The organism is Mucilaginibacter sp. OK268, assembly GCF_900103125.1.
Taxonomy (GTDB): Bacteria; Bacteroidota; Bacteroidia; order Sphingobacteriales; family Sphingobacteriaceae; genus Mucilaginibacter.
Map to the genome: position 1 here is coordinate 1,011,386 of NZ_FNJV01000002.1, position 14,617 is coordinate 1,026,002.

12 protein-coding genes are annotated in these 14,617 nt (G+C 43.3%); 8 read left to right on the forward strand and 4 right to left on the reverse strand.

From position 1 onward, the window contains the following. The first annotated feature begins 89 nt into the window (after positions 1 to 89). From BLR84_RS09935 to BLR84_RS09955, 5 genes are all read left to right on the forward strand, one after another. The gene (locus tag BLR84_RS09935) at positions 90 to 2,471 is read left to right on the forward strand and encodes a 3-hydroxyacyl-CoA dehydrogenase/enoyl-CoA hydratase family protein (RefSeq protein ID WP_090467366.1); all 2,382 of its coding nucleotides are present in this window, start codon (positions 90 to 92) and stop codon (positions 2,469 to 2,471) included. 103 nt (positions 2,472 to 2,574) lie between these two features. Continuing rightward, positions 2,575 to 3,750 carry an acetyl-CoA C-acyltransferase gene (locus BLR84_RS09940; protein ID WP_090467368.1) on the forward strand — a complete coding sequence of 392 codons (1,176 nt, stop codon included), beginning with the start codon at positions 2,575 to 2,577 and terminating at the stop codon, positions 3,748 to 3,750. Positions 3,751 to 3,888: 138 nt separating this feature from the next. Beyond that, positions 3,889 to 5,703, forward strand: coding sequence for an AMP-dependent synthetase/ligase (locus tag BLR84_RS09945; protein WP_090467370.1), 1,815 nt, complete (start codon positions 3,889 to 3,891; stop codon positions 5,701 to 5,703). Positions 5,704 to 5,831: 128 nt separating this feature from the next. Next, positions 5,832 to 6,605 (forward strand): enoyl-CoA hydratase/isomerase family protein, encoded by a 774-nt coding sequence (locus BLR84_RS09950; RefSeq protein WP_090467372.1) that lies wholly within the window; start codon positions 5,832 to 5,834, stop codon positions 6,603 to 6,605. A gap of 178 nt (positions 6,606 to 6,783) precedes the next feature. Further along, complete coding sequence (locus BLR84_RS09955) at positions 6,784 to 7,668, forward strand: SDR family oxidoreductase (protein WP_255366907.1); 885 nt, start codon at positions 6,784 to 6,786, stop codon at positions 7,666 to 7,668. Between the two features lie 596 nt (positions 7,669 to 8,264). On the opposite strand, the gene BLR84_RS09960 is transcribed toward BLR84_RS09955, so the two are convergent. From BLR84_RS09960 to BLR84_RS09975, 4 genes are all read right to left on the reverse strand, one after another. Then, positions 8,265 to 8,681 carry a hypothetical protein gene (locus BLR84_RS09960; protein ID WP_090467373.1) on the reverse strand — a complete coding sequence of 139 codons (417 nt, stop codon included), beginning with the start codon at positions 8,679 to 8,681 and terminating at the stop codon, positions 8,265 to 8,267. A 152-nt stretch (positions 8,682 to 8,833) separates the two neighbouring features. Next, entirely contained in the window at positions 8,834 to 9,661 is an 828-nt protein-coding gene (locus BLR84_RS09965) for a hypothetical protein (RefSeq protein WP_090467375.1), read from the reverse strand. Beyond that, positions 9,658 to 10,662, reverse strand: a complete 1,005-nt coding sequence (locus BLR84_RS09970; protein WP_090467376.1) for a polymorphic toxin type 23 domain-containing protein — start codon at positions 10,660 to 10,662, stop codon at positions 9,658 to 9,660. The genes BLR84_RS09965 and BLR84_RS09970 overlap by 4 nt, the downstream gene beginning before the upstream one ends. A gap of 103 nt (positions 10,663 to 10,765) precedes the next feature. Then, positions 10,766 to 11,380 (reverse strand): hypothetical protein, encoded by a 615-nt coding sequence (locus BLR84_RS09975; protein WP_090467378.1) that lies wholly within the window; start codon positions 11,378 to 11,380, stop codon positions 10,766 to 10,768. Positions 11,381 to 11,675: 295 nt separating this feature from the next. Between BLR84_RS09975 and BLR84_RS09980 the strand changes: the two genes are divergently transcribed. The 3 genes from BLR84_RS09980 (at position 11,676) to lat (ending at position 14,386) form a co-directional block, all read left to right on the forward strand. Further along, the gene (locus BLR84_RS09980; RefSeq protein ID WP_143013878.1) at positions 11,676 to 11,882 is read left to right on the forward strand and encodes a hypothetical protein; all 207 of its coding nucleotides are present in this window, start codon (positions 11,676 to 11,678) and stop codon (positions 11,880 to 11,882) included. Further along, the gene (locus BLR84_RS09985) at positions 11,879 to 12,478 is read left to right on the forward strand and encodes a cytochrome P450 (protein ID WP_143013879.1); all 600 of its coding nucleotides are present in this window, start codon (positions 11,879 to 11,881) and stop codon (positions 12,476 to 12,478) included. Before BLR84_RS09980 ends, BLR84_RS09985 begins: the two co-directional genes overlap by 4 nt. A gap of 576 nt (positions 12,479 to 13,054) precedes the next feature. Next, positions 13,055 to 14,386: an L-lysine 6-transaminase gene (gene lat / locus BLR84_RS09990; protein WP_090467383.1), complete on the forward strand. Its 1,332-nt coding sequence runs from the start codon at positions 13,055 to 13,057 to the stop codon at positions 14,384 to 14,386. Positions 14,387 to 14,617: the final 231 nt, after the last annotated feature.

The window sequence follows — 14,617 nt, forward strand, 5'->3', positions numbered from 1 at the left end:
AGTCAAGAATTAAGATAAAAGCCACCTGTAATTGTTTTTCTTCTCCTGATTCTTGACTCTCGGTTCTTGATTCTAATAAAACACAATCTATGAATGCTAAACGAACTATAAAAAAAGTAGCCGTTCTGGGCTCGGGTGTAATGGGCAGCCGTATTGCTTGCCATTTCGCCAACATCGGGGTACAGGTGCTGCTATTGGATATTGTACCAAAAGATGCCCCCACAGGCGACAAAAAAGCCCGCAATAAAATTGTTAACGACGCGCTTGATTTCGCTTTAAAGTCAAACCCATCTCCCATCTATCTCAAATCATTTGCCCGGCGCATCAGCACCGGTAATTTTGAGGATGATATGGCGAAGATCGCCGATTACGATTGGGTGATCGAAGTGGTAGTAGAACGTTTGGATATCAAACAACAGGTATTTGAAACTGTCGAAAAATACCGCAAGCCAGGTACACTTATTACCTCCAATACCTCCGGTATCCCGATCCATTTAATGACCGAAGGCCGAAGCGATGATTTCAAGAAACATTTCTGCGGTACTCACTTTTTTAACCCTCCGCGATACCTGAAACTTTTAGAGATCATCCCGACAAAAGATACCTTACCTGAAGTGGTCAACTTTCTGATGGAGTACGGTGAGCAATTTTTAGGTAAAACAACCGTGCTGGCTAAAGATACCCCTGCTTTTATTGGCAACCGTATCGGTGTGTTCGCCATCATGAGCATACTACATTATGTAGAAAAAACCGGCATGACGGTGGAAGAGATCGACAAGCTGACGGGCCCGGTAATCGGTCACCCGAAATCAGCTACCTTCCGAACCAATGATGTGGTGGGTTTGGATACTATGGTGCATGTGGCCAATGGCCTCAGCAAAAACGCGCCCGATGATGAAGCGAAAGAACTATTCGCCATTCCCGAGTTTGTAAACGGCATGTTGAAAAACAACTGGCTGGGCAGCAAAACCGGACAAGGATTTTATAAAAAAGAAAAGGTGGATGGCGCCAATCAATTCTTCGCGCTTGATCTGAAAACGCTGGAATATAAACCATCGCAAAAAGTAAAATTTCCCGTCTTAGATATCACCAAAACGGTAGATAGCTTAAAGGAACGGCTAAAAATTCTGCTGGCAGCAAAAGATAAAGCCGGCGATTTTTACCGCTCCACTTTTTACCAGCTTTTTGCCTACGCCAGCAACCGCATTCCCGAAATTGCCGATGAGTTCTACAAGATAGATGCCGCCGTTACTGCCGGCTTCGGCTGGGAAATAGGCCCCTTTGAAAAATGGGATGCCCTTGGCGTGGCCGATACCGTGAAAGCGATGGAAGCAGCGGGCAGCAAACCGGCCCAATGGGTATATGACATGCTGGCTTCAGGTGCCAATAGCTTTTACAAAATAGCGGATGGTACCCGCCAGTATTATGATATCGCCTCCAAAACTTATAAGGTAATTCCGGGCACCGAGAATTTTATACTGCTGAGCAATATCCGCGAAGCTAATACTATCTGGAAAAACACCGGTACTACCATTACCGATATCGGCGATGGCATCATCAACCTGGAGTTCCATACCAAAATGAACACCATTGGCGGTGATGTGATAGAAGGTATCAACAAAGCCATCACCCTGGCCGAAAAAAGCTATAAGGGTCTGGTGATCTCCAACGAAGGCGCCAATTTCAGCGCAGGCGCCAATGTGGGTATGATATTTATGATGGCCGTTGAGCAGGAATTTGACGAACTGAATATGGTGATCAAAGCCTTCCAAACCACTATGATGCGTATCCGCTATTCATCCATCCCGGTAGTAGCAGCGCCGCACCAGATGGCCTTGGGCGGCGGCTGTGAGCTTTGCCTGCATGCCGATAAAGTAGTTGCTCATGCCGAACTGTATATGGGCCTGGTGGAATTTGGCGTTGGCCTTATCCCCGGAGGTGGCGGTACTAAAGAATTTGCCCTCCGCCTGTCGGACGAGCTACAGGACGGCGATATCGAACTCAACAACTTCCGCGACAGGTTCCTGACCATCGGGCAGGCTAAAGTATCCACTTCGGCATATGAGGCTTTTGAACATGGTTACCTGAAAAAAGGTCGCGATGTGGTGGTAGTATCACAAAACCGACTGCTGGCCGAAGCCAAACAACATTGCCTTCAACTGGCTAACGAAGGCTATGTACAACCTGTGCAGCGTACCGACATCCGGGTGCTGGGCAAACAGGCTTTGGGTCTGGGGTATGTAGGCGCCAATACCATGTACAGCGGTAATTACATCAGCGAGCACGACGTAAAAATTTCGCAAAAACTGGCCTACGTATTGGCCGGCGGCGATCTGTCGCAGCCCTCGCTGGTAAGTGAAGAATATTTGCTAGGCCTGGAACGGGAAGCTTTTGTTTCCCTCTGCACCGAGCGCAAAACACTGGAGCGTATCCAGTCGATCATAACAGGTGGTAAAGTGTTAAGGAACTAAAAAGAGAGACAAGAAATAAGAGCCAGGAATCAAGACAGAAACACTATTCCTTCCTGATTCTTGACTCTCGGTTCTTGATTCTAATAACTAAACAGAAAAGAATATGGACGCATACATAGTGGCTGCAAGCCGCAGCGCAGTTGGAAAAGCAACCCGGGGAGGCTTCAGGTTTACCCGGCCGGATACACTGGCGGCAGATGTGATCAAACATCTCATGGCATCGGTACCCAATGTGGATAAGGATCAGATAGAAGACGTGATCGTAGGCAATGCTACCCCCGAAGCCGAGCAAGGCTTAAACGTGGGCCGGCTGATATCGCTCATGGCCCTGGATACCGATAAAGTACCCGGCATGACCGTGAATCGTTATTGCGCATCGGGACTGGAAACTATTGCCATAGCATCGGCAAAAGTACACAGTGGCATTGCCGATTGCATCATCGCCGGCGGTGTAGAAAGCATGAGTCTGCTTCCTATGGGTGGCTGGCGCGTGGTACCGAATGCTGATATAGCCCTGGCCCATCCCGATTATTATTGGGGCATGGGTTTAACTGCCGAAGCCGTAGCCAAAGAGTACAAGGTTGGCCGCGAAGAGCAGGACCAGTTTGCCTATAACTCCCACCAGAAAGCAATCAACGCTATTAAAGAAGGCAAGTTTAAAGACGAGATAGTAGCCGTAAATGTTACTGAAACCTACGTGGATGAAACCGGCAAAAAGAAAAACCGGGATTTCAAGATAGATACCGACGAAGGCCCTCGTGCCGATACTTCATTGGAAGCATTGGCCAAGCTAAAGCCCGTATTTGATGCCAGGGGTGTAGTAACTGCCGGTAACTCATCTCAAACAAGCGATGGGGCAGCCTTTGTAATGGTAGTAAGCGAACGCTTTTTAAAAGCCAATAACCTGAAACCTATTGCCCGGCTGGTAAATTATGCCGTTGCCGGTGTGCCTCCGCGAATTATGGGTATCGGTCCGCTGGTAGCTATACCCAAAGCATTGAAACAGGCCGGTATGAAACAACAGGATATTGATCTGATCGAACTGAACGAAGCCTTTGCATCGCAGTCACTGGCGGTTATCAAAGGTTTGGATCTGGATATTGATCGCATCAATGTTAATGGCGGCGCCATAGCATTGGGTCACCCGCTGGGTTGTACCGGTGCTAAGCTATCTGTACAGCTTTTTAACGAATTAAAACGCAGGGATAAAAAATACGGTATGGTTACCATGTGCGTAGGTACCGGACAAGGTGCCGCGGGCATTTTTGAATTATTATAATTTGGGTATCAAGTAGCTAGTATCAAGTATCACGACTTTGAATACTTGATACATAAACAAGCGCTTGGATACTAAACAACACTCATTATATAAAACGAGTGTCTTGATACTTGATACTAACTACTTGATACTAAAAAGATGGAAAAAGTGGCAAGATTGTTTGATTGCATGGAAGCTCAGGCCCGGGAACCCCGGCCAGATCTGTTAAATGCCAAGGAGAATGGCGTATGGCGGGCATATAGCACGCGGGAAACCCACAACATGATCTACCAGTTAGCCATGGCCTTGTTAGACCTCGGCGTTTCTGATGGCGATGGCACTACCGAGGGCCGCGATAAAATAGGGCTCATCAGCAACGGGCGGCCCGAATGGATCGTGACCGATCTGGCTGTACAACAAACCGGCGCTATCCTGGTACCCCTGTACCCTAACAGCAACCCGAAAGAGCTGGAGCAGATCCTGAACGAAGCTGAGGTAAAATACTTGTTTGTAAGCAGTAGGGATCTGTACGATAAAGTAAATGCCGTATGCGCCAATATACCAACGTTAAAAGCTATTTACACTTTTGACCAGCTGGACAATTGCCCTAACTGGACGGTATTGCTAAAACCTCTACCCGAGGGTTATCGCGACAGATTATCAGCCATCAGCAAAACCATTAGCGAGGACGATGTAACCACCATTATTTACACATCGGGCACTACAGGCCGGCCAAAAGGCGTGATGCTTACGCATAAGAACATTGTGAGTAACGTAGTTTCATCTGGCGAGGTACTTAACCAGATCCCCATTGAACATAAACGGGCGTTGAGCTTTTTACCGCTCAACCACATTTTCGAAAAAATGTGTACTTACATCTATCTCTTTTATGGTTTCTCCATTTCCTATGCCGAAAGCATGGATACCATTGGCGCCAACATGAAAGAGGCCAAACCTTACATTTTTACTGCCGTACCACGTCTGCTGGAAAAAGTATTCGAGAAGATCATGGCCGCCGGGCAGCAACTCACCGGCATTAAAAAGAAGATCTTTTTATGGTCGATAAAAGTGGCCGAGGAGTTCGAGATCGAAAATCAAAGTGCTTGGTATAAAATTAAATTGGCCATTGCCGATAAGCTGGTTTACAGCAAATGGCGCGAAGCGGTAGGCGGTAATGTAAAAGCCATTGTTATTGGCAGCTCTGCCTGTCCCATCAAGCTCGAAAAAATATTTACCGCTGCCGGCATGACGGTGATGGAAGGTTACGGCCTCACAGAAACATCGCCCGTGATCGCGGTTAACTGCTACATTACCGGTGGCCGGAAATTCGGCACCGTAGGCAAGCTGATCAGCGGCGTGCAGGTTAAAATTGCCGAAGATGGCGAGATCCTTTGCAAAGGACCAAACATTACCGTGGGCTATTATAAAAACCCTGAAATGACAGCCGAAGTGATCAAAGATGGTTGGTTCAGTACCGGCGATATCGGCGAACTGGACAAGGATGGCTTCCTGAAAATAACCGACCGTAAAAAGGAGATCTTTAAAACATCGGGCGGTAAATACGTGGCCCCGATGCCTATTGAAAATAAGATGAAAGAGAATCATTTTATTGAGCAAATGATGGTTGTTGGTGCCGAAAGGAAATTTACGGCCGCACTCATTGTGCCTTCATACACCAATTTAAAACCATGGTGCGAAAAAAATGATATCCCTTTTACAACCCACCAGGAACTCATCAGGGATCCCCGGGTTGTTGAACTTTACCAATCAATCATTGAGGGCTTCAACCCCGAATTTAACCACGTAGAGCAGATAAAAAAACTCACTTTGCTACCCGAAGAATGGTCGATAGACAGCGGCGAGCTTACCCCTACCGGCAAAATGAAACGCAAAGTGATCACCGAGAAATATAAAACCGAAATTGATAAGATCTACTCCGGCGAGGAACATGAAAACCCTTCGCTGGTACATTAGGGAAAAAGAATCAAGAGTCAAGAACCAAGAGTCAGGAAAAAAGTTACGTTAAGAAATATTGAACAGGCAAAGTGTTTTGTCTTGATTCTTGACTCTCGATTCTTGACTCCCTCAACAACTATTACAGCATGACAACATTCCAATTAACCATAAACAACGGCCTGGCTATTTTAACGCTCGACCGTGGCCGGTCAAACGCTATTAACCACCAGATGGTTAAAGAGCTGATCACCGCCATACAAACGCTGGAAAATGATACCAGCGTTGGCGGACTCATCATTACCGGCAAACCGGGCTTCTTTTCATCAGGCATCGACCTGATTGAGGCTTACGAATATAACGAGGAACAAAGTCGTGGTTTGTGGACCGATTTCCTGTCGCTGCAACGATCATTGGTGGCTTTTAAGAAACCCATGGTAGCGGCGATAAGCGGGCATAGTCCGGCAGGGGGATGTGTATTAGCCATCTGCTGCGATTATCGTGTAATGGCCGAAGGTTCCTTTATTATCGGCTTAAATGAGATCCCTGTGGGTATCATTGTGCCCGATAGCGTGGCTACTCTTTACTCCTTTTGGCTGGGGCAACGCAGGGCTTATCAATACCTCATGGAAGGCAAGCTCCTGAAAGTTAATGAGGCGCTGGAAGTTGGCCTGATAGATGAGATCAGCGCGCCTGAAAGCCTGCTCACTACTGCCGAAAGAAAGATCAGGACCTATATGCAGCTTAACCAGGTTACCTGGAGCCAGAGCAAGCTAAACCTGCGCCATGAACTCATAACCAAGCTCAGCGCCGACCAAAGCACGGCCTTAAACCACATGCTGGCACAATGGTGGGCCCCCGAAGTACGCAAAGGGCTGCAAATGCTTATCCAGAATTTAAAATCAAAAACAACAACCGCTTAAAAAGAATCAAGAGATAAGAGTCAAGAATCAAGAGAATACTTACATAACAATCAAACTTATGAAGTTTTAAAAATTTCGTAAGTTTCTAATTAAATCAAGAAACATGGGTCATATATCAAGCAGAAAGACGCTTTTGTCTTGATTCTTGACTCTTAATTCTTGGCTCTAAAAAACAAATATGAGCAATAGCACAGCAGTAACCACAGGTATGTTAAGGGATGATGCCCTGAAAGGAAAAACCATTATTGTAACCGGTGGCGGCACAGGTTTGGGTAAAGCCATGGGTACCTACTTTTTAAAACTGGGCGCCAATTTGGTGATCACCAGTCGTAAGTTGGATGTGCTGCAAAAAACCGCCGCCGAAATGGAAACCGAAACCGGCGGCAAAGTTTTAGCCATTACCTGCGATGTACGCAATTATGATGATGTGCAAAAGATGCTGGAGCAATCTATTGCCACTTTCGGCCGGGTTGATGCCTTGCTGAACAACGCGGCGGGTAATTTCATTTCGCCTACAGAACGGCTTTCTGCCAATGCGTTTTCGGCGGTAATTGATATTGTCTTAAAAGGTTCGGTCAACTGTTCGCTCGCCCTGGGCAAATACTGGATAGCCGAAAAAATGCCCGGCAGCATCCTCAATATTATTACCACTTATGCCTTTACCGGCTCGGCCTATGTAGTACCATCGGCTTGTGCCAAAGGCGGCGTACTGGCCATGACCCGCTCATTGGCGGTTGAATGGGGGCGTCATGGTATCCGTACCAATGCCATAGCCCCGGGGCCCTTCCCTACCAAAGGCGCATGGGAACGTTTACTGCCCGGCGATATGGCACAAAAATTTGATTTTAAGAACCGCGTACCCCTGAAACGGGTAGGCGAGCACCAGGAACTGGCCAACCTGGCCGCATTCCTGGTATCCGATTTTTCGGGCTATATCAATGGCGAAGTGATCACCATAGATGGCGGCGAATGGCTGCAAGGTGCGGGCCAGTTCAGCGGTCTGGAAATGGTGCCCGACCAAATGTGGGATAGCATTGAACAGGCAACGCGTAAAGCGCAGTAGATTGTTTAAAAACTCTAAAAACTAAATCCTAAATTCTAAAGACTATATCCTAAAAAAGAAAGATGTCATTTCGAACGAGGTACGAGGAGAAACTATCTCTTGAGCGATAGCGAAAAATCTTTTACGACATGCGATTGGGGCTTGGTACACAGCAGAAGATTTCTCTTTCGCGCTCTACTTATGCCCAGCCATGCTCTATCGAAATGACAATCCCTTTCGTCCACTCAGGGTCTCCTGAAAGTTTAAGTTAACCCACAAAATCTAAATTAAACAGCACCCGGAAAACAAGTTCACGAATAGGAGACTCCGCTGGAGTCCAAATTTCTTTAAATTTTATCTATAAACAGGAGGCCTCTCTGAGGCCGAATGGCGGTCCATGTATACTGATTATAATATAAAACAATGCAGGCCCCGGCGGGGCCACGTGTTTATAGTCCTAAAAGAGTCCGTTCTTTGGCTCCGTAGGTGCCTCCTGTTGAAATTTTAGGTTAGTGAATTTTGTGGGTTAACCTAAACCTGAAAGGGATTCTGAGGTTGCCCGCTCTGCAAGAGACCCTGAGCGGACAAAAAACTGATTCTTCCAAGCAAGTGCGGGATCATTTAATTATCTCGCTTAACATTTCATTCGCAACATCTTTTAATGTAATTACTTGGAAAGTGACAGCAACCACGTAAAATAAAAGGAAAAACAAAGGCGCATAGTATTCACCATCCTTTATTAAACCAATCGAAATAGCAATTAGTATAATGATGGGTGCTATTAAACTTAGATAATAACTAAAGGTTACTGATGTTAAATTATCTTGTAAACTAACTTCAAATTCTCCCCCGTCCAATCGTCTTACAGCTTGAAAATTCCACATGAGCTTCCAGGGGCTTTCATCAAATTTCACACTGCTATTAGTCATGGTAAGAACCCTGTATTTTTTTTGGTCTAACTCTCCTTTTATCCTGTCAATTATAATTTCTGGGGCAAGATTAGTTGTTTGTGAAATTTTAAACTTTAATTTCATTTGAATAATGAGGTTTAGGCGAAGTTACAAAACCATCACAAATAAAAATGCCGCCTTGCCCTCAACTCTTTCGTCCCCTCAGGGTCTTCTGAAAGGGACCCTGAGGTTGCCTGAAACCTGTATATAACTTAATATTCTGTTTTAGTAGAATATCAGGGTTTGTACCTCACCCTGATATCCTTAAAATGCATCCAGTCATCGGGTAATGAATCGGGGGGAACATTTGTAATGTCTGGGTCTTTTCCGATATTAAAAAATATGTCCGTTTTACCTTTGTTGTTTGCATAATAAATGGCCCTGTATGAACCATGAAGTGTAACCCCTTTGGTAAATTTATTATCATCCCAGAAACCACTGATGCCAATCTGAAAATTATCCTGCCGATAAAATTTCATGGGTAAGGCAAACACTTTACTGGGATTGACAGATTTAACATGTTGTAGCTCCTGCGGCAAATTATCTGTAACCTGGTCAAGCGTCAGCACACTTTTATCCCCGTTCAGACTGTAAGTCCAGGTATCGATAATAGCTGGTTTATCTTTACGGGTAAAATGAAAGGCATTAAGTTGCGGGTCATACTGCCCGATGTAAAAAAGGTTCAAATACCACAGATTTACAAAATTAGTTTTATCAAATACCGGCTCATCATATATCCATCTATATAATTTGTCATGAGTATAAAATGGGGGGATGGTTGTTAAGTATAACACACGACCGCTTTTTTTTGAAAATAACAAGTATTGTATTTCGATACGCTCCCTATCAGTATGAGCTAGTTCTTCATAGTTTTTTCTGATAAGGCTATATTCGCTTTTTGGTTTTCCGATCTGCCGGGTATATAATTCATAACCCGAATCTAAGTCGATCCTTACAGGGTTATAATATTTAACATCACTATCCCAATTGGTATATGTGTAATAGCGGCATCCCATGCTTAACATCAACAGAGAAGCTATGAGCAAGAAATTTATCTTTTTCATTTTATGTTTAAATGGTCATGTGAATTGCTATAATCAACAGCGATTGAATAAGTGGCAGGGTATGGGATATGATGATAGGAATTGTAAATAACATAATGGATCAGGCTCTGAAAATCCAGGGCATAATCATTTTCCCGTTTTATCGTAACCCCAAAGCCGGTGTTGGTATTGGCTAAATGCAAACTATAACAGCCTTTGTTATAATATTGCTGTGTATCCTTACTATAACTAACAAAAGAAGTCCCTATTAAATTGGATAGATTAAAGGCATTTTCTGTAAAGCCCGAGAATTTGTGAAAGCCCAGTTCAATCAGGTTAATACTGGCTTTTTGCGGATCTAAATGATAGCTCAATAAACCGCCACCCGTATAATACCTGTCGTAACGATCGCCTAAACCTATGTTTTTGATCCCGTAGCCCCCGTCATTATAATAGCTGAACTGAAACCGCCCCTGGTGTAGGTTAACAAAGCCTACCCGCTGACTTGTCTTACCCGAATCATTAGATATCACAAAATTGGTTCCTAATGAAACCGAGAAATGATAGGGGTTAACTAAGGCTGGATAAACAAAATCGGCAAAATAATAAAGTGGGATGCGGCTGTCCGGTAAGGTCCCGGCACGGCCTTGGGTTAAGCGGTAATCGGTACCTCCCGTGAGGGTAAAAGCATTAATCAGGTCAATAGTGGTTCTGTGCCGGAGTTTACCATAGGCAGGCGATGCCAATCCGCCATTGTATAACTGAACCTCCAGGTTATAAGAGGGTGAAATAATCCGGGCTATAGCATAAGCGGCGCCCGCATCAAGGCAAAGCCGGTAAACAGGTGGTGCCCAGCGGCGTTCTTTAAATTCAAAGCCAACCGTTAATTTACCCGAAATTCCATACTGAAAAGGTGCCTGACTGTCTGATGTAGTATACTTTACTTGCGCTTCTGAATTAATATTCACGCACAAAATAATCAGCCAGCTTGCAAAGCCGGCTTTTACTGATAAGCCATTCATGATAAGGTATTAAGTTACTGAATGTAAGTATTTTATAATTACAAACCAAAGGTTTGGCTATAATTATTTCAATAAGTACTCATTTCTTAAAAACCAATCACCTTTAAGCCATCCCCATCTGCGGCCGGTAACCCGAACGAAACGCGTTAACAACCGACCTGGGTGTCAGCACTGTAACTTTTGCAGATGCCGGCATCAGAGTTCCCTGCTCATAACCAAAAGGAGTCCAGTGCCGGATCATTCTGTTAACCAAAAGATAAGGCTCACCATCCATCTGTATAAATACGCCATCCGGCAGATCCTCAACAGCTGCTTCAAACATTATTTTACGGCCATTTTTATCGATCCTTTCCTGGTGTATGATCTCGTCTATTTTTCCGATAAGTACTTTGTGATCAAAACCATACTCGGGATTACCCTTGAGCCAGGCAGCTTTAAAGCGGTTGGCGTCCTCCCGGCGACATTCAAAACATGGCCGGTGGCCCGCTGAACATGCCGTGGCTTCATCAAAAAAGAACAATTCGGTATACAAATTAGGCGCCATTACCTGCCGGTGCCTGTCTTTAAATTCCAGCACACAAATGAGCCAGGCTTTCAATTTAAAGGGGCGCAATATGGTTTTGGTATCACCATGCAGCTGTCCGCGGTTACCCAGCCAGGCACCTCGGGCGCTCGTTTTGATGATGTTTCCTTTCGGGTCGACACGGTTTTGCAGCATAGCGTATTCTTTAATAGCAGTTAGTATAACTATCGGGTTACCCGAATTTACTATATATTATAGTAAAGGCACGCTATCTAACCCTATCCTTCATCCCTGGCAATAGGTTATACCGAACTTGTTTCGGTATTCCACAATACATTTATCCACCATGCAACCGGTACCTTGCTCGTGGGGTGCTAAAAAAATCAGCATGAGTTCCTTTGTCATGTTATTCAAATCAAACATTTATTTGCATAAGTACATTTAAATGAATAGATTAGACTCAATAATAAACCTTATCAAATTCATACCAATGGGAAAGATCTTCGGCACAATCGGCTGGTTTTCATTCGGACTTTTATTGATTTACGGTGCACTGTTGTACTATGATAAGGTCCATCAAAAAGAACAATCCATTTTCAAAGCCGATACCTCCATACCTATTATGTTAGTATACATGATCCTTTTTTTCGCGGGAGTGTACCTGTATAACAAATACACTAACAAAACCAGACCATGAAAAAAACAGCTTTATTATGTTGCCTCCTATTTTGTATCCATACAGCAATAGCGCAAACCACGCCGCCGCCATCAACAGGTTTTGATAAGTTTATGAGCGCCATAACCAATATGCCCAAGTTGTTTCAAAAATTGATTGATAATGTAAACAGTTTGGCCATGAGTCAAAACAAAGAGAAATTTTATGCTTTTGATACCGAAATGATCAACAAGCTTAACGCGTTAAAAAGCCAAAAGCAAGTTCTTGCTGCTAAGTTGAAGCCCAATAAAGTAATCAAGAGAGCTGATGTAAAAGTTCAAATTGATAGTTTACAAGTTGCTGTTAATAATTTAAAGAAAACAATTGATCCCTATAAAAGCCTGTTAGATGGTTTGAATATTGAGGGCTTTAATACAACCGAATTAAGGGATAATTTAAATGATGATTTTATTCAAAAAAATCAACTTTTAGATAATATCGTTGATACCCATGATACAAAAAATGAAGTTTATGTAGCAAAGACCTCAACAGAACTGGCTAATGCAACTAAACTTTTAAAATCATCAATTGCAAAACTCAAGAAGTTTGATTCCCAGCTCAGGAAGAACAACAATTAACCATACGGTTGAAGGGATTTGATCATCCCGATAAATTTTCGTATATTGTAACATAAGCAGCCCGGGTATCTTTTAGGAGATATCCGGGCTGTTTGGTTAAAAAGAAATACAGGTTAAAAACCGGCCATTTTACATATAGTTATTTGACAATCAATACATTAATACTTTTTAAAGTTTTCAAAACTGTTCAAAACCGTGTTAAAATTTGTTAAAAAGTGTTAAAATGAGGTTTTTCAAGCGTTTTTCACGTGTTTTTACCCCGTTTTCGAGCCGAAAAGTGTTAAAATTTAAGGTTTAAAAAGTTTTTGACGAATAAAATCAAGAAGGTAAGCGCCCCGATATTGCTCATTTTATCACTAATTATTTTGCCCTGTGCTCCTGCAAACATGCCGGTTTTAGGAATTATTTGGAGCTCCTGATTATAAAATCTGTCGGTCATTCCGGTATACTACTTTTGGCTTTGGTACAAAAAGTAACTTTAAACAATTTAAAGTTACTTTTTCGTTAATCGGTTCAAAAACCGCCTAATTTTTATTTTTAGGCACATTTTAGTAAATTTGTACAAACCAAATTTATATGTACAACCTACTTGTTTCTCCCGAAAATGTACAGGCTTCACTACAGAAGCATGTGCTTGCCGATGGCTTTGATCTCACGTTTGATATGGAAAAAAGTAAGGGTGTTTATATTTACGATGCTAAATATAACCGGACACTGCTTGATTTTTTCACCTGCTTCGCTTCCGTTCCTTTAGGCTACAACCATCCTAAAATGATAAACGACGAAGAGTTTAAAAAAAACCTGATGCTGGCCGCGTTAACCAACCCATCAAACTCCGATATCTACACCACTCAATACGCTCAGTTTGTTGAAACTTTTTCGCGCGTGGGTATACCTGACTATCTCCCGCATGCATTTTTTATTGCAGGGGGCTCATTAGCCATCGAGAACGCGCTTAAAGTTGCTATGGACTGGAAAGTACAGAAAAATTTTGCGAAGGGCTACACGAAGGAAAAAGGACATAAAGTATTACATTTTGAGCAAGCCTTCCACGGTCGCTCGGGTTATACTTTAAGTTTAACCAATACCCAGCCCAACAAAACAAAATGGTTTGCCAAGTTCGACTGGCCACGGGTATCGGTACCACAAATAAACTTCCCATACAGCGATGCCAATCATGACGATCTGGTGCAAAGAGAGCAATTCTCCATTTCGCAGATCCGTACAGCCTTTGCCGAGAATAAGGATGATATATGCGCCATTATTATTGAACCGATACAATCAGAAGGTGGTGATAACCATGTTCGCAAAGAATTCCTGGAAAAACTAAGGGAAATGGCCGATGAATACGAAGCCATGTTGATATATGACGAAGTGCAAACAGGTGTTGGTCTTACCGGCAAATTCTGGTGTCACGAGCATTTTGGCGAAAAGGCTCGTCCGGATATTTTAGCCTTTGGCAAAAAGATGCAGGTATGCGGCATACTGGCCAGCAACCGTGTTGACGAGGTGGAGAATAATGTTTTCAGGGTATCATCCCGCATCAACTCCACCTGGGGTGGCAGCCTGGTTGATATGGTAAGGTCGTCAAAGATCATGGAGATCATGGAAGAAGATAACCTGTGCGACAATGCCGCTAAAATGGGCGAATATTTACAGGATCAATTAGCTGATATCGCCTCCCGTAATCCAATTATCAGTAATGTGCGTGGTAAAGGTTTATTGACCGCCTTTGATTTTCCGGATAAAAATAGGCGCGATACTTTTATACAACAGGGCTTACAAAATAATATCATGTACCTGGGATGTGGTGAAAAAAGCATACGTTTCAGACCGGCGCTGATTATTGAAAAAGAGCACATTGACCTTGGATTGGACATGCTCGAAAAAATATCGCGTACCTTATAATAATGCAATAATATCGTTACAGGCAAATTAGTTATTCTATTCAATAAAGTCTTTTTATATTTAATATGTGGTGAACGGGGCGTTTCAAACGATGAAATGATACTTTTAAACGGTGAAAAGAGGTGATATATTAATATATACTATTTTTTAGACAAAATACACTATATTTTTAATTATTATTTGAGTTACTTTTGTAATATCCCCCTATTAAAAGAGTACAGATCAATTCTT